This is a genomic window from Gemmatimonadota bacterium, from assembly GCA_009835325.1.
Classification (GTDB): domain Bacteria; phylum JAAXHH01; class JAAXHH01; order JAAXHH01; family JAAXHH01; genus JAAXHH01.
In genome coordinates this window covers 37,634-58,575 of the sequence record VXWP01000039.1, presented here as the reverse complement: position 1 = coordinate 58,575, position 20,942 = coordinate 37,634, and the positions used below count along the sequence as shown (strand labels likewise).

Sequence of the window (20,942 nt, the reverse complement as noted above, 5' to 3'; positions counted from 1 at the left end):
CTCCAGGACCTTCACGACGAAGACCGTACTGGAAAAACTCAGTGCGAAGGCGATCAGCAACGACGGGTAGATCCCGATATCGGAAAAGGAAGGCGCATTAAGCATGGCGAGCAAAAGGACGATCGTTCCCAGGATCAGCACGGCCAGTGCCATGTGCAGGCCGGTGACGGCCCATACCTGGGGTCGCGCCAGGGTCCGCAAGTTGAGCTTCAGGCCGACGACGAACAACAGCAGCGTTATTCCGAGATCGGCCAGCTTCCGGAGCACATCCCCGCTGGCGATGCCGAACAGGTTGAGCACGAATCCCGCAGCGAGGAATCCAACCAGGGGAGGCAGACCTACGGCCCGGGAAAGCAGACCCAGCGCGAACGCCACGGCGAGCCATGTGATGTCACCCAGCGCAATGGTGATCCATTCGAAATCCATCATGCCACCCTTCGTGTCTATTTACCTTAGTCCCAGGCTGCCCGCAGGCCGTCCTTGTCCTTCCACGCTCGCCCGCGCTCATCCACGCTCGTCCACACTCGTCCACGCGCATCCATCCAATTACCCACCGCGTTCTACCGGTGTCAACGCAAAACCACGGAAGTGCGGACGCTCAGGCCTGGCGGGCGATCTTTCCTGTGTCAATGCAATAACGCGACCGGTGATGCGCCCAGGCCTGTCGCGTGATCATTGCATGATTGTTGGTTTTTACACCCGGCCGGGAAGTCCGCTTGACGCCGCTTCCGTCTCCTGTTTCTTTTCGGAACAGGATCCGCCATCGACGCCAGGAGCAGGTGGCGCCACCACGTTAAAGCACCAAGTGCCGACCCTGGTACCGCACACGGCCAAAAGGCGCGGACTGGAGTGAACATAGTGGCAGGCATGTCTTCCAGGAAATCAACGAAAGCTGGTGAGAGAGGTGCTGGCCCGAAAGGGGTAGTCAATGCCGGCGCAACAGAGGCTGGTCCGAAACCGGTCCTCCTCTCGGGCGGCAACCCCCAAATCGCGAAGGCCGACGGAGACGCCCCCGTGCAGGCCTACATCGCGGCCATGCCGGGCTGGAAGAGCGACGTGGGACGCCGCCTCGACGAGCTCATCGTCTGCAACGTGCCCGGCGTGCGCAAGGCCGTGAGGTGGAACTCGCCGTTCTACGGTATAGAGGATCAAGGCTGGTTCCTGAGTTACCACGTATTCACGCGCTACGTGAAGGTGACGTTCTTACAAGGCGCGGCATTGAGACCCGTTCCGCCCGGCTCCGGCAAGGACAAGGACTCGCGCTGGATCGACCTATACGAGGGCGAGTTTGACGAGGAGCGGATGGCGGATTGGATTCGACAGTCGGCCGCCATACCCGGTTGGCGCGGGTTCTGAAGGCCTGCTGATCGCGTATCCGGACGGAGGGTTCATGACCGGATCCCAGCCAACGCATTCATCGCAGCCGGAAACCGTCCTCATTACCGGAGCCACGGGGTACATCGGGAGCCGGCTGCTTCGGCGTCTGGTAAACGGATCACACCGGGTGCGTTGTCTCGTTCGGCGCCCGGATGCGTTGTCCTCGTTGGCAGCGAACAATGTCGATGTAGCAGGCGGCGACCTGCTGCGACCGGCAACACTGCCGGATGCCCTGCGAGGCGTATCGACGGCCTACTACCTGGTCCATTCCATGGCGTCCGGCGGTGACTTCGCACTGGAAGATCGAAAGGCTGCGACGAACTTTGCGGCGGCGGCACTTGCGGCCGGGGTAGGGCGTATCATTTACCTTGGCGGCCTGGGTAAAGGACAGCCACTGTCCGGCCACCTGGAAAGCAGGCGGGAAGTCGGGGAAATCCTTCGAAACTCCGGCGTGCCGACGATCGAATTCAGGGCATCCATCATCATCGGTTCCGGCAGTCTTTCATTTGAATTGATCCGCGCCCTTGTAGAGAAACTCCCGGTGATGCTGACACCGAAATGGGTTCATACCCAGTGTCAGCCCATTGCCATCGATGACGTGCTCGACTACCTGGTTGCCGCACTCCACGTTTCCGGCACGGTTTTCAACCGCTGCCAGGTTTTCGAAATCGGTGGACCGGACCGCGCCTCCTACCGGGATCTCATGACGGAATACGCCCGGCAGCGCGGCTTGAAGCGCTTGCTGATCTCCGTGCCCGTCCTCTCACCCCGCCTCTCCAGCCTGTGGCTCGGCCTGTTCACACCCGTCTACGCGCAGATCGGACGGAAACTCGTCGAAAGCCTCCGGAACGAGACAATCGTAGGCGATGAGTCCGCCCTGGATGCCTTTCCTATTCGGCCCAGAGGTATGGCCGATGCGGTACGAAGGGCGTTGGATAACGAGGGTCGAGAATTCGTGTAGACACCCAAACTATCTTCGAGGACGCAAAACGAAACGGAGAACAAATGAAGAGGCGGAATGAAGCGACGGTGGATCCTATGGCCAGGGCGCCATCGGGCACAGACAAGGCTTCTCAGTTAACATCCGGATCTGTTCATCCAGGCTGTCGATCAATACATCCTGCTCGCTCAGACCCGTAGCAAGCGAATCATCCAGTGGCGTGTTGTGCCGGTAGCCCCGCCGGTGCATCTCCGCAACCAATGCTTCGTGCCGGCCGTACAACGCCGCGAGTCGGCCGACCCAGCGTTTCGTCTCCGGATGCTCCCGGTATCCTGTTTTCCCCAATGTGAGAACATTCCATAGCCCGTGCAACTCCCGGTGCTCACCGAGGAGGTGCTGTCTGCACAGGATTTCGGGTGGAAGGTCCCAGATGCGCATTACTTCAGGCTCCGGATACAACGGCTCGACTTTCTTCTGAAACCTACACCGATTTCGGTACCCTGGGCAAGCATTCCGTAATCATACTTCGTCATCTGATCTACGGATGTCGACACAATTGGAACTTCTGGAGAAAATACCGTCATCCAGTGAACCAACCAGGCATCGCGCGTGACAATCTGAATGTATGACCTATTTTCATACCAGGTGGATTATGTTATGAAATCCAAAATTACGATTACACTGGACGAGGAAATCGTCAAGCAACTCGATGAACTAATCATGCAGCAATCATTTGAAAACAGAAGCCAGGTGATTGAGGAGGCCGTGTCGGATAAGCTGGATAGACTGAAGCGGGTCCGGCTGGCACGAGAATGTGCGAAACTGGATCCTATCGAGGAACAGGAACTGGCAGAAGAGGGATTTTGCGAGGGTTCTGGCTCGTAACAACCGAAGGCGGTAACTGCCAGCACCCGGGATTTCGGGTTACAGCCTCGGGTCAATACACTCTCGTTTACTGTATTGAGTAAAATCACTCAATAGCGTAATAACCGCTCATTCATCTCTTCTCTAGTGAATTTTCGCCCACCTGTGCGAATACGACGCTGTGCCTCACGGATGGTTTCCATGGCTTCGGTAGACTGTTCTACCCGTTCAGCATAACTCTCCAGCCATAACCGGAACTGCTCGTTCAAAGTCGTATTCTCCAAAGACGCCCTACGACGCGCGGCTTCAATCAGGTGCTCATCCGCACTGAATGTAATGTTCTTCATAGTCGCCTCCCTCTCACATTGCCGCCCCCTACCGGCAGAAGCAGGACGTTTCAATGGGGATATCGGCGCGGGCCTTGGCGAACGCCAGCCGCTGTCGCAGGAGTTGTAGCTCGTTGGCGTCTCCCGCGTGTTCGACGCATTCCAACAGCCCCTGGAGCGCCCACACGTTGTCGGGATGCTGGCAGCAGCGGGGCAGGCTTCCTTCGTAGCCGAGATCGGCGCGATAAACGGCTTCAGCTTCATCGAACGCGCCCTGTTCGGCGAGCAGCGCGCCGAGGGCGTGGCGCGGGGGATGCATCCAGGCCCAGGGTTCGGTGTAGTTGAGCGCGTCGTCCCGCGAGACGGCGAGACGCAGGCTGTCGAACGCCCGGTCGTAGTTCCCCTTGCGGTATTCGAGCTCGCCGTCGAGCATGGCCTCCCCGATGCGGAGCATGTCGCGTACCGTGTTGCTCAAGAAGATCGCGTCCTCGGGGATCGCAGCCGCGGCCCCGTCGAACGTTTCACGGGCAGCTTCGGCTTCTTCGATCTGACCGAGGGCCGCGTGCGCCACGCCTTGTCCGTAGGCGTGCATGGCGGTTTCGATCGGTCGCAGCGTGCGCTCATCAGGTTCCGGTGATGCGATCAGGTCGTGCCAGCGGCCGAAGCGAACCAGGACATGCGTGGTCATGGCGGAATAACCATCGAGGATGGAGGCCATGAAGGGCGCGCTTCGGGCGATCAATTCGGGCGTGGCCATCGCGCGGATCCGGCCGGCGGCATGGGTGGCCTTGCCGTACTGCCCCAGAAACATGGCCACGTACATGTAGAGATGGAGATCGTGACACCGCATGGTGGTGTAGAAATTCTGATCACCGGCATAGGCGAGGTACTTGTCGTCGGCGGCGACCGCCCGCTCGCTCTGGACCACCGACTGCGCCCAGTCACCGCAAAGGACGTAGATGTGCGCCGACATGTGCTCCAGGTGGCCGGCGTCGGGCAGCAGCCCGCGCAGCAGGTCGGCCGCGTTGAGTCCTTGCTCCGGCATGGGCGACATTTCCAGCATATGGATGTACAGGTGGCAGATGCCCGGATGGATGGGCCCGTCACGCGCGATCCGCTCCATCCAGGATTCCATCACCGGCAATACCTCGGCCGTGTGGCCACGCGGGTTGGGTTGCCCGGTGCGTAGATCCCAGAGCTGCCGGGGCGTGCAGTTCAGCGCCGCATCGAAATAGAAGGCGGCGATGTCCGGATCATCCTCATGCGTCAGGCGGGCGTCGCGCATCGCGTCGGCGAAATCCCGGTGCCAGGCGTCCAGCACCCCGGTATCGCGCTCATCGCCATTCCGGTACCGCTTCGCCAGCGCGTTGATTAAAGCCTGCTCGGCCGGTGTCCCATCGCATGCGAGCGAGACCGCGGTCGTCACCGCGTCGTGGCAAACCGGCAGGACCCGGGCGATCTCGGCTTCAGTGAATCGGATCCAGGCCCGGTTGTAGTGGGGTCCGTTCGCATAGGCGATCCCCCACCAGGCCATCGCGCAGGTGGGATCCGCGTCGGCCGCACGCCTGAAGCAGTCCACCGCTTCTTCGTGATTGAAGCCGTAGGTCCAGTTCAACCCGCGGTCGAACCAGCGCTGGGCGTCATCCGATTCCGTAGTGACTTTTCGGGACCATGTTCCGAGATCGAAAGGGTAGTTCATGGTGGGTTGCTCAAGGTTGATTGGCGGACGGAACTTATGCTGCCGCCGGTTGATCGCAGCCGCCGGTTGATTGGCGGACGGTTTACGTGGCATTCGGTCGCCGGCTTTACCCGGGTTCCAGGTAACCCGCGGCCTCGGCGGCCTGCGCCCATTCCAAAGTACGATGAAACGCCCCACGCGTCACTAACTCAAATCCCTCGATCAGGAGCGATGCTCGGAACGGGGCAAACCAGGGCCGTGTGTGGGCTGTCGCAAAGGCCTCTCGAAGACGATCGACCGTGTGCGAGGGCATCGCCGGGACGGCGACGAATGCCGGCATCGGCACGGTCTCGGTCGATTCGAGTATGCGGACTTTCTCTGTAAGCCCAGGCAGGTACTTCCTGACCAACATGTGCCAGTAGGCGTCCAGAGGTCCGACGTCGATACGCCCGTCCGCCACGCTGTCGAGGACCCGCCGTGCCGTGACGAGATGGCCGACGGAGCGGCGGTAAAGGCGAGGGCGGTCCTCGCTGCGATAAGGCAGCAGATGATTGCGCAGCGCATTGAAGCCCGACTGCGAGTGGGCGACCGTCCAACCCACGGTCCCGCCAAAGGTGTCGGACAGCGTGCGAAAAGGCGCATCGTCGCGCACGATCAGGTCGGTCCGGGAAAGCGCTTTGCCACCGGCCCAGGTCGCGGCGGGGATGGGTGATGCAAGGGGCACGACGTCGGCAAGGTCGAGCGCGATCGGGTATCCGCACATCTGCACGCACCCGAGGTCGTCGCGGCGCCAGAGGTTCTCGAGCGGCTGCGGTGCCGGGTAGGCGACGTAATCGAACGCCGTGCCGGCATCCTCGGCGACGTGGGCGATGAGTCCCATCCACGCAGTCTCGGCCTCGGGGCTCACGGCGTACATGCGGGCATTGGATACGAATGGCATCGGTTTTGTCGAGACCCCCTTGCCCTATATTGAAACTGAATGATCCGTCGGCGGCAAGACTCATCCGTGACGACGACTTTTTGTGGATATGTTAGTTTAAATGTTGAAGTAAGAGAAGTAGTCGTTTAAACTCCATATTCAACAGGTAAAGATCTCACGAACGACCGGGCCATTCCGTGCCGCGCAGACGGAACACCTTCCATCCGTCCGACGCCGGCCGGTAGCCGTTCATTAACTTTCGCCGGCTCGAGACCGAATGTCGATGACCTTCGACAAAATGACTTCCAACAAGAAAAAGGAAACGCTCAGCCGCCGGAACTTTCTCGTCCGGGGAAGCGGCGTCCTGGTCCCACTAATTCTGGGCACCGGCTGCTCGAGCAACGTCACGGGTCCGGACGAAAGTGAACCGACCGAGCCGCCGGCGCCTGAGCCGACGCCACCACCTGAAGACCGGGTCGACGTGATCGTGGTGGGCGCCGGCCTTTCCGGACTGGTCGCCGCATATGAGCTGGTCCGGGCGGGGCACGGTGTCCAGGTCCTGGAAGCATCAAACGTAATCGGGGGCCGGGCACAGACGCTTCGCGAACCCTTCGACGACGGGCTCATCGCCGAAACCGGCCCGGCCCGCATCCCGCCCTCGCATGATCTGACGCTCGGCTACATCGACCACTTCGGCATCGAGACCTCGCCCTTCTATACGCAGCAGGGCGAGTACCTCGTCGTTAACGATCAGGGGGCCCGCCAGCGGCAGACACCGGCAGCGTTCCTCAGTGGGGGGCGGGACGCGTGGCTCAAGATTCCGGCGGGGATCGATGCCTTGCCGATGGCCTTCGCCGAAGCGCTCGGAGACCGCGTTCGGACCGGTACGCCGGTGACCAAAGTGGTCCGGGATGAGAACGGGGTGGCGGCTACCTACGGCCCCGCCGCAAAGGAACTGCGGGGCCGCAAACTCATCTGCACGGTCCCCCTCCCCGTCATCGACAAGATCGAGTTCGATCCCGTCCTCTCGGCATCGAAGCAGTCGGCCTTCGAAGCCACATCCTACCAGGACGTCACGCGGGTTTACGTCCAGTATTCGCAGCGTGTCTGGGAGGACGACGGCTTGAACGGCTGGGGGTTGACGTTCGCGGAGGGGTACTCGGAGTTCTGGCATCCCACCTGGAACCAGGAGGGGCCTCGGGGTATTCTGATGTCCTACATGTTCGGAGAACTGGCACGCAGGATCGCGGCGACCTCTCCCGGCGCCATCGTGCCCGGTTTCATCGGTCGGTTCAATAACCTGTTCCCCGGCACGCGCGAAGTCGCGGAACACGGAACCTACTTCGCATGGGAGCATCAGCCCTGGATCGGGGCGGCCTTCGCCAGTTACAATCCTCCGTTCTCGGAGCATCCGGAACTGGCATCGCCCGAAGGCCCCATTCACTTCGCCGGCGAGCACGCCTCGGGACATCGGGGGTGGATGCAGGGCGCCCTCGAGTCGGGCCTGCGGGCCGCCAGGGAGATTGATACGTCGGTCACCGAGGAGCGCTCCCGCGCGACCGTGGTCATCTCGCGGCGGCAGATGGTGCGCCGAATTGCGGGCATCCCGAACATGCCGGGGTGGCTGGTGCCCTGAGCCGTTTGGACCTTGACGCTCCTCCCCTATCCGCCTACCTTCCTCCCCATAATCGAATAGCCAAAACCCCACGTAATCGTCCCCGGAGGCACGCATGTTCACCCCGGATCAAATCGATCATTACAACCGCGAGGGATACGTCGTCTACCCGGATTTCATTTCCGGGGACAATCTCGCGGCCCTGAAGTCAGAAATAGACCGTGTATCGGATGGAAACACGAAGGCGGATCACGACGCCGCGCGCATGGAAATGGAACCGGACCAGGAACCGGACGGCACGCTGGTGCGGCGCATCTACGAACCGTGCACTTTCTATCAGCCCTTCCGCGATTTCTCGGAGTCGACCGCTCTGCTGGACTGCGTCGAGCAACTCTTCGGTCCGAACCTGCTCTTCCACTACAGCAAGATCAACATGAAGCCGCAGAACATCGGGTCCATCGTGGAGTGGCACCAGGACCTGTCCTACTACCCCCTGACCAACCGGGATTCGGTGTCCATCCTATTCTACCTCGACGACACCTCCGAGGAGAACGGCTGTCTGAAGGTCATTCCCCGGCGCCACACGGAAGCACTGATGAGCCACAGCACCGAGGGGTTCTTCCGGGGCAAGGTCACGGAGGACGTAGACGATTCCGAGGCCGTGCTACTGGAAGGCACCGGGGGCACGGCGATCTTCATGAGCGCCATGACGCCCCACGCTTCGGCCATCAACTCGTCGGACCGGCCGCGTAAGACGCTCATCTTGAGCTACCGCGCGGCCGACGCCTTCCCCATCCACTGCGGAGTCATGTCGGACAAGGTCGAGGCGCACAGCCGGCTGGTCCGCGGCGAACGGGCTTCACAGGCCCGCTTCACCATGACGGATTTCCCCATTCCGCGCTATGAAGACGAGGTCGCGTCGCTGTACGATCTGCAGGAGAGGTCGAGGAAGTCGGCGTGACTGAAGGACCTACGACAGGGCCGCTTACTGCAGCACGGCCTACGGCAGGTCCGTGCTCCCCATGAGGTAGCGGTCCACTTCCCGGGCGGCGCCCCGGCCTTCGTGGATGGCCCAGACTACAAGGCTCTGGCCGCGACGGGCGTCGCCGGCCGCGAAGACATTATCCACACTCGTGGCGTACTTCCCGTATTCGGCCTGGGCGTTTGACCGGCCGTCCCGTTCCACTTCGAGCTGCTCGATCACCGGATCTTCGGGACCGGAGAAGCCCATCGCCAGGAGGACGAGGTCGGCGGGCCACTCCTGCTCCGTGCCCTTCTTCGGACTGAAGGGCGCCCCATTGCTCGGGACCGACCAGTCGAGGTCGATGGTGCGGAGGGCCTTGACCCGGCCCTGGCCGTCGTCGATGAACTCGACGGTGCTGGTGTCGTAGCGACGGGGGTCGTCGCCGAAGAGGGCCTTGCCTTCTTCCTGGCCGTAGTCGAGCTTGTAGACCACCGGCCACTGGGGCCAGGGGTTGCTCGGCGCGCGTTCGGGAGGCGGTTTGGGGATCACGTCGAACTGGTTCATCGTCCTGCAGCCGTGGCGGATAGCCGTTCCCACGCAGTCCGTCCCCGTATCGCCGCCGCCCAGCACGATCACGTGCATGTCCTTCGCCGAGATGTAGTTCCCGTCATCGTGACGGGAGTCGAGCAGACTCTTCGTGTTCGCGTGCAGGAAGTCCATGGCGAAATGGACGCCGTCCAGGCCGCGGCCCGGCGCGTTGCGCACGAAGTCGTTGGGTTTGGTGGCGCCGGTGCAGATCACCACGGCGTCGTTTTCACTGTGCAGGTCCGCCGCGGGCACGTCCCTGCCGATCTCGACGCCGGTCACGAACTCGACGCCCTCGGCCGTCATCTGGTCAAGGCGACGCTGGACGACCTTCTGTTTGTCGAGCTTCATATTCGGGATGCCGTACATGAGCAGTCCGCCCGGCCGGTCGGCCCGTTCGTAGACCGTCACGCTGTGGCCGGCGCGGTTGAGCTGGGCGGCGCAGGCCAGGCCGGCGGGCCCGGATCCGATGACGGCCACTTTCCTGCCGGTCCGCTTCGGCGGCGGCTCGGGCTGGATCCAGCCTTCCTCAAAACCTCGGTCGACGATGGCGCACTCGATGCTCTTGATGGTGACCGGATCGGCGTTGATGCCTAAGACGCAGGAACCCTCGCAGGGCGCGGGGCAGACCCGCCCGGTGAACTCGGGGAAATTGTTGGTCTTGTGCAGCTGCTGGAGGGCTTCCTTCCAGTGGTTCCGGTAGACCAGGTCGTTCCAGTCGGGAATGAGGTTGTTCAGGGGGCAGCCCGACGCGCCGGGTCCCTTGCCCATCGGAACCCCGGTGTGGCAGAAAGGGATGCCGCAGTCCATGCAGCGAGCGCCCTGCTCTTGCAGCGAATCTTCCGCCATGGGCAGGACGAACTCTTCCCAGTCGCCGACGCGTTCGACGGGGTCACGATATCCTGCCGTCCCCCGTTCGTACTCCATGAAGCCGGTTGTTTTACCCATAAGTCTATTAAAGGCTATCCCTTGCCACCGTTGACGCCCACGGGAACCACTTCGGGCACCGTCTCGGCGGGATGTCCGTTGGTCTTGGCCTCTTCCGCCGCCCGTTCCGCCATTTCCTTGAGTGCGCGGCGATAGTCGACGGGCATGACCTTGACGAAGGCGTCCCGGAGTTCGGACCACCGGGCCAGCACGTCCTCGCCCCGGTCGCTTCCGGTATACCGCACGTGCGCTTCGATCAGCCGCCGCACCTCGGCGACGTCCGCTTCCTCGATCAGCGGTTCCAGGTCCACCATCTCCTGGTTGCACAATCCGGGGAAGACGCCTTTCTCGTCGAGGACGTAGGCCACGCCGCCGCTCATGCCCGCGGCGAAGTTGCGGCCCACCGGACCGATGACGACCACGCGGCCGCCGGTCATGTACTCGCAGCCGTGATCCCCGACACCTTCGACCACGGTTTCGGCACCGCTGTTCCGCACGCCGAACCGTTCCCCGGCCCGGCCGCGGAAGTAGGCCTGCCCCCCGGTTGCGCCGTAGAGGGCCACGTTGCCGATGATCACGTTCTCGGTGGGCACGAAACTCGCGTTTTCGGGCGGGAAAACGGCCATGGTGCCGCCGGACAGTCCCTTGCCCGTGTAGTCGTTGGATTCGCCTTCCAGGAGGAAGGTGATGCCTGGTGCCAGGAAGGCGCCGAAACTCTGGCCGGCCGACCCGTGCAGCCTGGCCCGGATCGTGTTTTCAGGAAGGCCCTTCTCGCCGTGCCGCCGCGACACCTCCGCGCTGAGCATGGCGCCGGCCGTCCGGTCGATGTTGTGTATCGCGTGCCGCAGCACGACCGGCTGGCGGTCCTCCAAGGCCTCGGTCGACATTTCGATAAGCCGCTGGTCGAGCTTCTTCTCCAGGCCGTGGTCCTGGCTCTGGCAGCAGTAGCGGGCCACGCGGTCGGGCGCTTCGACGGGCGCGAGCATCCGGGTGAAGTCCAGGCCCTTCGCCTTCCAGTGGTCGATGGCCTCGCGCGTGTCGAGGCAGTCGGTGCGTCCAACCATCTCGTTCACCGTCCGGAAGCCCAACTGGGCCATCTGCTCGCGCATCTGCTCGGCGATGAACATCATGAAGTTGATGACGTGCTCGGGCTTGCCCGTGAAGCGCTTGCGCAGTTCCTCGTCCTGGGTGGCCACACCCACGGAGCAGGTGTTCAGGTGGCACTTGCGAAGCATGATGCAGCCGCTCACCACCAGGGCGGCCGTGGCGAAGCCGAACTCCTCGGCGCCCAGCATGCAGGCGATGACCACGTCGCGGCCCGTCTTGAGCTGGCCGTCGGTCTGCACCACGATGCGGCCGCGCAGGTCGTTCTGGACCAGGACCTGCTGGGTCTCGGCCACGCCCAGTTCCCAGGGCACGCCCGCGTGCTTCATGGACGATTCCGGCGAGGCGCCGGTGCCGCCGTCGTACCCGCTGATGAGGACCACGTCGGCCTTGCCCTTGGACACGCCGGCCGCCACGGTGCCCACGCCCACCTCGGCCACGAGCTTGACGTGGATGCGGGCCCGGTCGTTGGCGCTCTTCAGGTCGTGGATCAGCTGGGCCAGGTCCTCGATGGAGTAGATGTCGTGATGGGGCGGCGGCGAGATGAGCCCCACACCGGGGGTCGACTTGCGCACGCGCGCGATCTCTTCGAAGACCTTGTGGCCCGGCAGCTGGCCGCCTTCCCCGGGCTTCGCGCCCTGGGCCATCTTGATTTGCAGGTCCGTGGCGTTGACCAGGTAGTTGCTCGTTACCCCGAACCGGCCCGAGGCCACCTGCTTGATGGCGCTGTTCCGCCAGTCGCCGTTCTCGTCGGGATAGTAGCGGTCGGGGTCCTCGCCCCCCTCGCCCGAATTGCTCCGGCCGCCGATGCGGTTCATGGCGATGGCCAGCGTCTCGTGGGCCTCCTTGCTGATGGAGCCGTAGGACATGGCGCCGGTGGAGAAGCGCTTGACGATCTCCGAGGCCGGCTCCACCTCCTCGATGGGCACCGGAGGCTGCGCCTGCTTGTAGTCGAACAGGCCGCGCAGCGTGCCCAGCAGGCGCGTCTGGTCGTCGATCTGGTCCGTGTACTGGCGGAAGAGTTCATAGTCGCCGGTGCGCGTCGACGTCTGCAGTAGCGCGATGGTCTGGGGGTTGAAAAGGTGGTGCTCGCCGTCGCTCCGCCACTGGTAGTAGCCCCCCACGTCCAGGGTATGGCCGTTCGCCACGGGACGTTCGGGATAGCCGTGGTGGTGATGCTGGCGGTATTCGGCTTCGATCTCGGGCAGCCCGATGCCCTCGATGCGGGACGCGGTCCACGTGAAGTACTTGTCGATGACCGACTGCTTCAGGCCGATGGCCTCGAAGATCTGCGCGCCGTGATAGGACTTGATAGTGGAGATGCCCATCTTGGACATGGTCTTCAGGACGCCCTTGCACAGGGCATTGATCAGGTTCTCCCGCGCCTTGTCCGCGCCGGCCGCACCTGCCGGGCTGACCGCGCTGGCCGCGCTGGCCGGCGGTTCGATCAGGCCGTCGATGCTCATCCATTCGACCGTTTCGAGGGTCAGGTAGGGATTGATGGCATTGGCCCCGTAACCGATGAGCAGGCAGAAGTGCATGACCTCCCGCGGCTCGCCCGATTCCACGACGATGGCCGCGCTGGTCCGCAGTCCTTCCCGTATGAGATAATGGTGCACGGCGGCGGTGGCGATCAGGCTCGGGATCTGGATCCAGTCCGGCCCGACTTTCCGGTCCGACAGGATGAGCAGCGTCGCGCCCCGTTCCCGGATAGCCCGGCCCGCCTCGCGGCAAAGCTCGTCCACGGCCTCCTCGAGGGTGCCTGTCGACCGCCGGAACACCGCAGGAAGCGTCTCCGATTTCAGCCCGGGAAGGTCGAGCGCCCGGATGCGAGCGAGTTCCCCGTTGGACAGCACGGGGCGGGGGATCCGGAGTTGCCGGCAGTGATCGGGCGTTTCGGCGAAGAGGTCCTGCTCGGGCCCGATCGAGGTGTCCACGGACGTGACCAGCTCTTCGCGGATGGCGTCCAGGGGAGGATTCGTGACCTGGGCAAACAGCTGCTTGAAGTAGTGGAAAAGCAGTTGCGGCTTGTTGGACAGGACGGCGATCGGCGCGTCGTTTCCCATGGACCCCACGGGCTCGTACCCATGAGCCGCCATGGGGCCGATGAGGATCTTGAGCTCCTCACTGGTGTATCCGAAGGCCCGCTGCCGTTCTTCCAGCGTCGCCAGGTCGAGCCCGGGCACGTCGTCCGGCTCCGGCAGGTCGTTCAGACTCGCCATGTGCTCGTCCAGCCAGGCGCGGTAGGGCTTGCGCGAACTGATCTCGTGCTTGATCTCGTTGTCGGTGACGATACGGCCGCGGATCGTGTCGATCAGGAACAGGCGTCCGGGCTGCAGCCGACCCCGCGTGAGGATCCGTTCGGGCGGGATATCCAGCACGCCGGCTTCGGACGCGCCGACGACGAAATCATCCTTCGTCACCACGTACCGGAAGGGCCGCAGTCCGTTGCGGTCCAGGGTCGTGCAGATGCGGTCCCCGTCGCACGCCGCGATGAGGGCGGGGCCGTCCCACGGTTCCATGAGGCAGGCGTGGTATTCGTAGAAGGCCTTCTTCTCGTCCGACATGGACTCATGATTCTCCCAGGCTTCCGGTATCATCATCATGAGGGCGTGGGGCAGCGACCGTCCCGTGGAGACCAGCAGTTCCAGCGCGTTGTCGAACCCGGCCGTGTCGCTGGCGCCTTCGCGGATGATCGGGCTCAGCTTGGCCATGTCGTCGCCGAACAGCGGGGATGCGAAGAGCGCTTCCCGGGCGCGCATCCAGTTCTGGTTCCCCCGGATCGTGTTGATTTCGCCGTTGTGGCAGAGCAGCCGGTAGGGATGGGCGAGGCGCCACGACCCCAGCGTGTTCGTGCTGTACCTGGAATGCACCAGCGCCAGGGACGTGACGATGGACTCGTCGGACAGGTCGCGGTAGAAGGAGTCCAGCTGGTCGGCCCGAAGCAGTCCCTTGTAGACGATGGTCTTGCTGGACAGGCTGGCGATGTAGAAGTCGTCGCGGTTGTCCTCGGGCAGCTTCGCGTCGACGGCGTTTTCGATGACTTTTCGGATGACGTAAAGCTTGCGCTCGAAGCGGTCCTGGTCGGATACCTGCTCGCCGCTACCGATGAAGAACTGCCGGATCAGCGGGGACACCTGGGTCGCCAGTTCCCCGGCCTGACTGAAATCCACCGGCACGTCGCGCCATCCAAGGAACACCTGCTCTTCCTCCCAGACGGTCTTCTCGATCGCCCGCTCGCACCACCGACGGTGTTCGGCGCCCCTGGGAAGGAAAACCATGCCGACGGCGTACTGGCCCGCTTCCGGCAGCGAAATGCCGGATAGCCTGCATTGCCGCTTGAAGAAGTCGTGGGGAAGCTGGAACAGCAGGCCCGCGCCGTCACCGGTGTGGGGATCGCATCCGCAGGCGCCGCGATGCTCCAGGTTGACCAGCACCCGGATGGCGTTGCGTATGATGGCGTACGACTTCTCGCCGCTCAGATTCGCCACGACACCTACGCCGCACGCGTCGTGCTCATAGGCCGGATCGTAGAGACCCCGGGGTTTTTTCATATAAGGATCGCCCCTCATTCGCATCCTTTCGGTTGCGAAAATCGAATACGGGAACGCGATTTCCAGTTTCTCAATTCAAACCGGAGTACTGGAATACCGTTGATTCGCAATAACAGACACGGTTTCTTGAAGGAGGAAAAAGAGAGGATAGTCCGTTATTCGCACTTGTACCAAAATCCGGTTGAAACCCTGATTATAACCTGTGCGATCAACTAAGTAAAGTAGAAAATACGCTGTTTCACCGAGAAAATGACCGTGAGCATTCACTCTACCACCTCTCGTTATCGCCTGTCCAGCAAAGTCTTTGATGGATTCTGTCCATGAACGTCCGACCCCTCACCAACCTTGAACTGCGTGGCCGGCGCGTTCTTGTACGCGTGGACTACAACGTGCCGCTCGACCAGGCGGGCAACATCACCGACGACACGCGCATCCGGGCGTCGCTCCCCACGCTGCGGCATATCCTGGACCAAGGTGGCCGGGCCATCCTGATGACCCATCTCGGACGGCCAAAGGGGGTCACGGAGCACCTGCGGGTACGGCCGGTGGCGGAACGTTTATCCGAACTCCTGGGTCAGCAGATAGGCTACGTGCGGGAGACGGTTGGACCGGCGGCTGAGCGCGCAGCAGCAGACTTGGAGAACGGCGAATGCCTCCTGCTGGAGAACGTCCGGTTTAATGGCGGGGAGACCCGGAACGATCCGGACTTCGCACGCGAACTGGCTGGGCTGGGAGAGATCTACGTGAACGACGCCTTCGGAACGGCCCACCGCGCCCACACGTCCACCGAGAGCGTTGCGCGACTGCTGCCTGAACGCGCGGCCGGATTCCTCATGCAGATGGAACTGGACTATCTCTCGGTAGCGATCGAAAACCCGAAAGGGAAGCTGATCGTTGTACTCGGTGGCGCAAAGGTGTCGGACAAGATCGAAGCGACACGCCGGTTCATCGAAATCGCCGACGCCTTGATCATCGGGGGCGGCATGGCCTATACCTTTCTCGCAAGCCGGAACGAGGACATTGGAAAGAGCCTGCTGGAGGAAGATCGACTGGGTTTCGCGGCCGAGATCCTGGACCGATCCGCCGACCTGGGCAAACCGATCCTGCTGCCCGCCGACCATGTTGTCGCCGACTCAATCGACTCCGGTGAGACAGCATTTCATGTAGACCATATCCCCGATGGATCTATGGCCCTCGATATCGGACCGGACACGCGGCGTCAGTTTGCCGAGGTCATTGGCGAAGCGGGTACCATCCTGTGGAACGGCCCCATGGGGGTCTTCGAGATCGAGGTGTTCGCTAGTGGCACACGGGAGGTCGCTCAATCCATCGCGGAGGCAACCGCCCGGGGAGCCGTGTCCATCATCGGCGGCGGTGATACGGCGGCGGCCGTCAACACACTCGGTCTCGCCGGGCACATGAGCCACGTATCAACCGGTGGCGGTGCTTCGCTTGAACTGCTGGAAGGCAAGGTGCTTCCGGGGGTTAGCGTGCTGGAAGTGGGATGATACTCCCGTCACCGACGGCAAGCATCAATTCCCTATAAAACTGATGCCCACCAGGTTATCCGGAAACCGGCCGAAATGCTGGGGCATAACCTCGTAAGACCGCCAGGCACGTTGCCAGGCGTATCGCGGCGTGCCTATCCTGGCGGCGACTGGCCCCGCGATGGATTCGATCGTCGTGGTGTTGCCACGAAAGTCGGTAACGCGCATATCAATCTCACCCCGACTCCTGGGTCTGTCACTGGTCAGCACCAGCTGCAGGCTGCGGAACTGAGTGTACCATTCGCCATAGATGCTTCCCCACAGGTCTACCTTGATGCCATCGGGCGTCACCTGCTGGGTGATTTTGATCTCCTCGGGCAGTGCGAGCACCTTGCATCCTTCCAGGTCCGGGGAGATGAACTCCACGCTCGTAAGGAACTCGGCGTTTTTCGTCTCGACGGTGTACAACCAGTTCTTGGGACCGGCCGGCATGACCGATACCGCCACCAGATCCTTGGATTCCACGAGTGCCGGTCTGCGGGCGGCGCATCCGACTGCGGTAAGCAGAACGAAGGTCGCCATGATTACAATGACGGTGACGCGTTGGGTGCCGGGATGAGACATATCGCACCTCCAGAATGTGACTTCCAGTAAACCTATATCGAATATACGCTCAACCTTATGCACCTACAAGGCGGAACGGACGCTTCGGGTTGAATCATTCTTCCGCCGCCATCCGGTTCCATCTACTTTCCCGCCCCGCCTCTTTCTTCTTCCTTCAAACGGTCGCCGGTCTGTTGACGAACGATGATCTCAGCCGCCGTGCGCTGGTCCATGTTCCTCAGTGCGTCGGTCGTACCCACGAAAAATATGGTCGCACTGCCGCCGCCACGGCGTGGGGAGCGTGCCAGGCGGTAGAGTCCGTAGCAGATGACCAGAATTCCGCAAATAGCGAGCAGAGGGGCCAAGTGTGGCTGAATCAGCGACAACAGATCATTCGCCGTGAACGGAATCAAAGTAGCACGACCCTCCCGCGATGCGTCCGCTTGCCGTCCTTGCTAGATTCCAAAACGTGGTTGATTCCGCACGGCCGACTTCGTGCCTGAAAACCACCACTGCGTTCACTACGGTTAGACGCCGAAACGCCGGGGGTAGTTCCCCTCTTCGGCCCCGATCAGGCCGCCGGCTTGCCCCGGCCCTCCGCGATCTTCCTGCGCCCCGGCCGGAAGTACGTCTGCAGGGCCTCCAGGAAACTGCGGGCTGCCCTGGAAAGGTACCGCCCCTTGAGGTAGATCGCCCCCATTTTCTGGCGGGGACGGTTTCGGAAGTCTCCGATCGTGACCTGTGCGAGCGTGCCGTTTTCCAGTTCCTCCTGGATGGCGATGGAGGGGACGATGGACAGGCCCGCCTCGATACGCACGAAGTGCTTGATGACCTCTATGGAACTGAGCTCCATGGCGACGTCGAGCTGTACCCGCGATTTCTCGCACAGATCGTCGATCAGCCGCCGCGAGGCGCAGTGCTGGTCGAGCAGGATCAGCGGATACTGCTCCATGTCCTTGAGATGCACCGTCCGACGCTTCGCCAGGGGATGGTCCGGCGGCGTGATCAGCACGTCGTGGCGGGAGAACAGCGGGATCGCCTCGATCTCCCGGGGCAGGTAGGCCAGCGTGACCACGCCGAGATCCACCTCGCCGTCCACCACGGCCTGGATGGTCCGCAGCGACGTGGCGTTCTTCACGACAATGTCGATGCCGGGATAGCGGTCCTGGAAGGATTTGAGGATGGCCGGCAGGCGGTAGCAACCCGTGGTGTCGGACGTGCAGAGCACGAGACGGCCGGCCTCGAGCCGGTCCAGGTCTTCCAGTTCCTGCACGGCCTCTTTCATCAGCCCTTCCATCTCGCTCACGTACTTGAGCAGCACCTTGCCGGCCTCGGTGAGGGCGAGATGCCGGGTCGTCCGGTGGAAGAGCGGCTGGCCGATTTCGCCCTCGAGCTTGGCCACCTGGATGCTCACGGCGGACTGGGACCGGAAGAGGGCTTTTGCCGCCAGAGAAAAGCTTCCGTGACGTGCCACGGCATGAAAGGCGACGGCTTGATCGTACGACAGGTTCATTTATTTGTCCACGTAATAGCGCGTATTTAAATTATTAATTTGACTAATATATCTGAGCCGGTATTATGTCAAGGCAAAATCGGCGGGATGATGTATATTGGTAGACTCGAATCTCGAGCCGTCGATTGACGCGAAAACGGACCGGCACAACCTCGGATCACCGTACCGGGATTCCGAACGGGGAAATGGATCCTCAAACGGTTTCCCTCGGAGGGCATAAATGGCGCACATAGCCTCTACCGTTTCTCACAGTCTCAAGGAATACCGCCTTCTGCCACGCCTGACGCAGGCCGACGCGAACGCCCAGCTCGCGTCCCTGGAGACGCGCCTCTGCCGGCAGGGGGACGGCTACCTGGCGCTGCGCACGCCTTTCCTCAGCGCGGCCATGCAGGCGGTCACCAGCGTGGAGATGGCCATCGCCATGGCCCAGCTGGGCGGCATGGGCGTGTTCGCCGTGAGCCAGACCATCGAGGAACAGTGCGGAAAGATCGACGCGGTGAAGCGGTTCAAGGCCGGGTTCCAGACCGATATCGTCACGCTTTCGCCGGAACAGTCCATCGGTGAGGTGATCGGCATCATGAACGATACCGGCTACCACACCTTCCCGGTGACGGATACCGGCGTCTTCCACGGCAAGCTGGTGGGCGTGATCACGGACAAGGACTTCGACGAGCGGTACGATCATGGTCTCCGGGTGGGCGACCGCATGAAGACCGACGTGCAGACCGGCGCCGAGGAGGACGACCTGAAGACGGCGAACACGCGGATGATCGAGTACGGCCGCGGGTTTCTGCCCATGGTTTCTTCCGAAGGGACGCTGGTGTCGGTGGTGTTCAAGCGGGACCTCGACAAGCATATCCGCCATCCCCATTCCACGGAAGACGCCCAGAAGCGCCTCGTGGTCGGCGCCGCCGTATCGACCCATCCCGAGGACCGGGAACGGGTGGAGGCACTGGTCGAGCACCAGGTCGACGTGATCGTCATCGACGCCTCCGACGGCCATACCGAGTACCAGGGCGAGACCCTGAAGTGGATCAAGTCCCACTACGACATCCCGGTGATCGCCGGGAACGTGGTGACGCGGGAGGGGTTCGACTACCTGGCCGCCAGCGGCGCGGACGCCGTCAAGATCGGCATGGGCATCGCTTCGGGCTGCACGACGCAGATGGTGAAGGCCACCGGCCGCGGCCAGGCCACCTCCATCCAGGAAGTCGCCGCGGCCCGCGACGCGTGGGCAGAGAACTCGGGCGACTATCTGCCCCTCGTGGCGGACGGCAGCATCCAGGGTCCCGCGGACATGCTCGTCGCGCTGTCACTGGGCGCCGACACGCTCATGATGGGCAATCTACTGGCGCGGTTCACCGAGAGCCACGGCGAACTGGTCCGCAACGCGGCCGGAGACCTGGTCAAGGAATACTGGATGGAAGGCAGCCGGAAGGCCTTCAACAACCGGCGCTACGCGCAGCTCGCCAGCACCTTTTTCGAGGAAGGCATCGTGGGCCAGGTGCCCCACGCGGGGTCGGTCTACGACAAGCTGCCCATCGTCATGCAGATGCTCAAGTCGGGCATGGCCACGGCGGGATGCGCCACCATCGAGGCGCTGCACCGGGACGCCGTCCTGGAACTGCAGTCCAACGTGTCCCTCGACGACAGCGGCGTGCACGACATGTCCGCCATCCAGTCCATACAGGAGTTCGGGATCACCTGATAGATCACCTGAAAACGAGGTGCGATGAAAGTCGTTTTCTTCGATTTATTCGAAACGCTGATCACCGAGAAGACAAAAAGCGCTTTCCAGTCGAGATCCCCGAACTACGTGAAACTGCGCACCACGCGGGACCGGGTGGTGCAGTGGTGGGAGGATTTCGGCGAGCGTGTGATGACTGGCGAGTTTTCGAACTGCCTCGCCAAGTTCCTGCACATGCGGGATGAAGTCGGCTCGCCGGTCTCGGACCGGAAACTTGGCGAAATCGCCCGGGAGTACGAACAGTGGAAGAGCCGAGTCATATCCGAAGTGGATCCCGGAGTGTTGGAGATGCTGGGCGAAGTCAGGACCCAGGGGCTCGGTATCGGGATCATCAGCAACGCCATGCCCTGGGAAGCGCTGGCATGGAACGCCTGTCCGCTTCGGGATCACGTGGACGAAGTCGTTTTTTCCTGTGAAGTCGGATTGATGAAGCCGGACCGGAAGATCTACGATCTCGCCTGCGCGCGCATGGGTGTCCGGCCGTCCGATGCGTATTTCGTCGGAGATGGTGGCTTTGACGAACTGCGCGGCGCGGCAGCCGCCGGTATGATGGCGATCCAGGCGGCCTGGTATCTGCGGCAGGAAGTGGCATGGCCCTGGGATCATCCCCTGCCCCGGGCGGAGTCGATCGAAAGCCTGCCGTCCATGTTGAATTAGCCCGTGCGGGGCTGACCGGCCGCGACCAGTCCAACATTGCGTCCAACTTCGCGCCTGTCGCAGCGTTCATTCCCGGACCACG

General features: G+C 62.6%; 17 protein-coding genes and 1 pseudogene (1 of these 18 cut by a window edge). 8 read left to right on the top strand and 10 right to left on the bottom strand.

The features are described from left to right. A pseudogene (locus tag F4Z81_04775) lies at positions 1–426 on the bottom strand (potassium transporter Kef); it reaches 1,174 nt to the left of the window's first position. A gap of 441 nt (positions 427–867) precedes the next feature. Here F4Z81_04775 and F4Z81_04770 point away from each other — a divergent pair. Together F4Z81_04770 and F4Z81_04765 are read left to right on the top strand one after the other, a co-directional pair. Continuing rightward, positions 868–1,356 carry a hypothetical protein gene (locus tag F4Z81_04770; GenBank protein ID MXW04368.1) on the top strand — a complete coding sequence of 163 codons (489 nt, stop codon included), beginning with the start codon at positions 868–870 and terminating at the stop codon, positions 1,354–1,356. Positions 1,357–1,390: 34 nt separating this feature from the next. Further along, a complete protein-coding gene (locus F4Z81_04765) occupies positions 1,391–2,338 on the top strand; it encodes an NAD(P)H-binding protein (protein ID MXW04367.1) in 948 nt (315 codons plus the stop codon). A 75-nt stretch (positions 2,339–2,413) separates the two neighbouring features. Here the strand turns inward: F4Z81_04765 and F4Z81_04760 are convergent, their stop codons facing one another. Continuing rightward, positions 2,414–2,755: a pyrimidine dimer DNA glycosylase gene (locus tag F4Z81_04760; protein ID MXW04366.1), complete on the bottom strand. Its 342-nt coding sequence runs from the start codon at positions 2,753–2,755 to the stop codon at positions 2,414–2,416. A gap of 219 nt (positions 2,756–2,974) precedes the next feature. On the opposite strand from F4Z81_04760, the gene F4Z81_04755 reads away from it, so the two are divergent. After that, positions 2,975–3,202, top strand: coding sequence for a ribbon-helix-helix protein, CopG family (locus tag F4Z81_04755; GenBank protein ID MXW04365.1), 228 nt, complete (start codon positions 2,975–2,977; stop codon positions 3,200–3,202). Between the two features lie 89 nt (positions 3,203–3,291). Here the strand turns inward: F4Z81_04755 and F4Z81_04750 are convergent, their stop codons facing one another. The 3 genes from F4Z81_04750 to F4Z81_04740 all read right to left on the bottom strand — a co-directional run bounded on the left by F4Z81_04750 (position 3,292) and on the right by F4Z81_04740 (position 6,125). Beyond that, positions 3,292–3,528 (bottom strand): hypothetical protein, encoded by a 237-nt coding sequence (locus F4Z81_04750; GenBank protein ID MXW04364.1) that lies wholly within the window; start codon positions 3,526–3,528, stop codon positions 3,292–3,294. 28 nt (positions 3,529–3,556) lie between these two features. After that, complete coding sequence (locus tag F4Z81_04745; protein ID MXW04363.1) at positions 3,557–5,206, bottom strand: hypothetical protein; 1,650 nt, start codon at positions 5,204–5,206, stop codon at positions 3,557–3,559. 106 nt (positions 5,207–5,312) lie between these two features. Next, on the bottom strand, positions 5,313–6,125 hold the full coding sequence (locus tag F4Z81_04740) for a phosphate/phosphite/phosphonate ABC transporter substrate-binding protein (protein MXW04362.1): 813 nt from the start codon (positions 6,123–6,125) through the stop codon (positions 5,313–5,315). Positions 6,126–6,387: 262 nt separating this feature from the next. On the opposite strand from F4Z81_04740, the gene F4Z81_04735 reads away from it, so the two are divergent. Both F4Z81_04735 and F4Z81_04730 read left to right on the top strand, forming a co-directional pair. Continuing rightward, entirely contained in the window at positions 6,388–7,740 is a 1,353-nt protein-coding gene (locus F4Z81_04735) for an NAD(P)-binding protein (GenBank protein ID MXW04361.1), read from the top strand. Positions 7,741–7,834: 94 nt separating this feature from the next. After that, positions 7,835–8,680, top strand: coding sequence for a phytanoyl-CoA dioxygenase family protein (locus tag F4Z81_04730; GenBank protein ID MXW04360.1), 846 nt, complete (start codon positions 7,835–7,837; stop codon positions 8,678–8,680). A 39-nt stretch (positions 8,681–8,719) separates the two neighbouring features. Here the strand turns inward: F4Z81_04730 and F4Z81_04725 are convergent, their stop codons facing one another. Both F4Z81_04725 and gltB read right to left on the bottom strand, forming a co-directional pair. Next, complete coding sequence (locus F4Z81_04725) at positions 8,720–10,216, bottom strand: glutamate synthase subunit beta (GenBank protein MXW04359.1); 1,497 nt, start codon at positions 10,214–10,216, stop codon at positions 8,720–8,722. A 14-nt stretch (positions 10,217–10,230) separates the two neighbouring features. Further along, positions 10,231–14,877, bottom strand: a complete 4,647-nt coding sequence (gene gltB / locus F4Z81_04720; protein ID MXW04358.1) for a glutamate synthase large subunit — start codon at positions 14,875–14,877, stop codon at positions 10,231–10,233. Between the two features lie 296 nt (positions 14,878–15,173). Between gltB and F4Z81_04715 the strand changes: the two genes are divergently transcribed. After that, the gene (locus F4Z81_04715) at positions 15,174–16,361 is read left to right on the top strand and encodes a phosphoglycerate kinase (GenBank protein ID MXW04357.1); all 1,188 of its coding nucleotides are present in this window, start codon (positions 15,174–15,176) and stop codon (positions 16,359–16,361) included. A gap of 24 nt (positions 16,362–16,385) precedes the next feature. Here the strand turns inward: F4Z81_04715 and F4Z81_04710 are convergent, their stop codons facing one another. From F4Z81_04710 to F4Z81_04700, 3 genes are all read right to left on the bottom strand, one after another. Further along, on the bottom strand, positions 16,386–16,964 hold the full coding sequence (locus F4Z81_04710) for a hypothetical protein (GenBank protein MXW04356.1): 579 nt from the start codon (positions 16,962–16,964) through the stop codon (positions 16,386–16,388). A 122-nt stretch (positions 16,965–17,086) separates the two neighbouring features. Then, positions 17,087–17,356 (bottom strand): hypothetical protein, encoded by a 270-nt coding sequence (locus F4Z81_04705; protein ID MXW04355.1) that lies wholly within the window; start codon positions 17,354–17,356, stop codon positions 17,087–17,089. A gap of 158 nt (positions 17,357–17,514) precedes the next feature. Further along, positions 17,515–18,456 (bottom strand): LysR family transcriptional regulator, encoded by a 942-nt coding sequence (locus F4Z81_04700; GenBank protein MXW04354.1) that lies wholly within the window; start codon positions 18,454–18,456, stop codon positions 17,515–17,517. A 220-nt stretch (positions 18,457–18,676) separates the two neighbouring features. Between F4Z81_04700 and F4Z81_04695 the strand changes: the two genes are divergently transcribed. Next, the gene (locus F4Z81_04695) at positions 18,677–20,164 is read left to right on the top strand and encodes an IMP dehydrogenase (protein ID MXW04353.1); all 1,488 of its coding nucleotides are present in this window, start codon (positions 18,677–18,679) and stop codon (positions 20,162–20,164) included. Positions 20,165–20,188: 24 nt separating this feature from the next. Continuing rightward, entirely contained in the window at positions 20,189–20,860 is a 672-nt protein-coding gene (locus F4Z81_04690) for an HAD-IA family hydrolase (GenBank protein ID MXW04352.1), read from the top strand. Positions 20,861–20,942 lie beyond the last annotated feature (82 nt).

Bases quoted from the DNA above. Each gene is read 5' to 3' on its own strand.
- F4Z81_04765 (MXW04367.1), top strand. From the start codon at position 1,391: ATGACCGGATCCCAGCCAACGCATTCATCGCAGCCGGAAACCGTCCTC.
- F4Z81_04710 (MXW04356.1), bottom strand. From the start codon at position 16,964: ATGTCTCATCCCGGCACCCAACGCGTCACCGTCATTGTAATCATGGCG.
- F4Z81_04735 (MXW04361.1), top strand. From the start codon at position 6,388: ATGACCTTCGACAAAATGACTTCCAACAAGAAAAAGGAAACGCTCAGC.
- F4Z81_04715 (MXW04357.1), top strand. From the start codon at position 15,174: ATGAACGTCCGACCCCTCACCAACCTTGAACTGCGTGGCCGGCGCGTT.
- F4Z81_04750 (MXW04364.1), bottom strand. From the start codon at position 3,528: ATGAAGAACATTACATTCAGTGCGGATGAGCACCTGATTGAAGCCGCG.
- F4Z81_04760 (MXW04366.1), bottom strand. From the start codon at position 2,755: ATGCGCATCTGGGACCTTCCACCCGAAATCCTGTGCAGACAGCACCTC.
- F4Z81_04755 (MXW04365.1), top strand. From the start codon at position 2,975: ATGAAATCCAAAATTACGATTACACTGGACGAGGAAATCGTCAAGCAA.
- gltB (MXW04358.1), bottom strand. From the start codon at position 14,877: ATGCGAATGAGGGGCGATCCTTATATGAAAAAACCCCGGGGTCTCTAC.
- F4Z81_04745 (MXW04363.1), bottom strand. From the start codon at position 5,206: ATGAACTACCCTTTCGATCTCGGAACATGGTCCCGAAAAGTCACTACG.
- F4Z81_04770 (MXW04368.1), top strand. From the start codon at position 868: ATGTCTTCCAGGAAATCAACGAAAGCTGGTGAGAGAGGTGCTGGCCCG.
- F4Z81_04690 (MXW04352.1), top strand. From the start codon at position 20,189: ATGAAAGTCGTTTTCTTCGATTTATTCGAAACGCTGATCACCGAGAAG.
- F4Z81_04740 (MXW04362.1), bottom strand. From the start codon at position 6,125: ATGCCATTCGTATCCAATGCCCGCATGTACGCCGTGAGCCCCGAGGCC.
- F4Z81_04725 (MXW04359.1), bottom strand. From the start codon at position 10,216: ATGGGTAAAACAACCGGCTTCATGGAGTACGAACGGGGGACGGCAGGA.
- F4Z81_04700 (MXW04354.1), bottom strand. From the start codon at position 18,456: ATGAACCTGTCGTACGATCAAGCCGTCGCCTTTCATGCCGTGGCACGT.
- F4Z81_04695 (MXW04353.1), top strand. From the start codon at position 18,677: ATGGCGCACATAGCCTCTACCGTTTCTCACAGTCTCAAGGAATACCGC.
- F4Z81_04730 (MXW04360.1), top strand. From the start codon at position 7,835: ATGTTCACCCCGGATCAAATCGATCATTACAACCGCGAGGGATACGTC.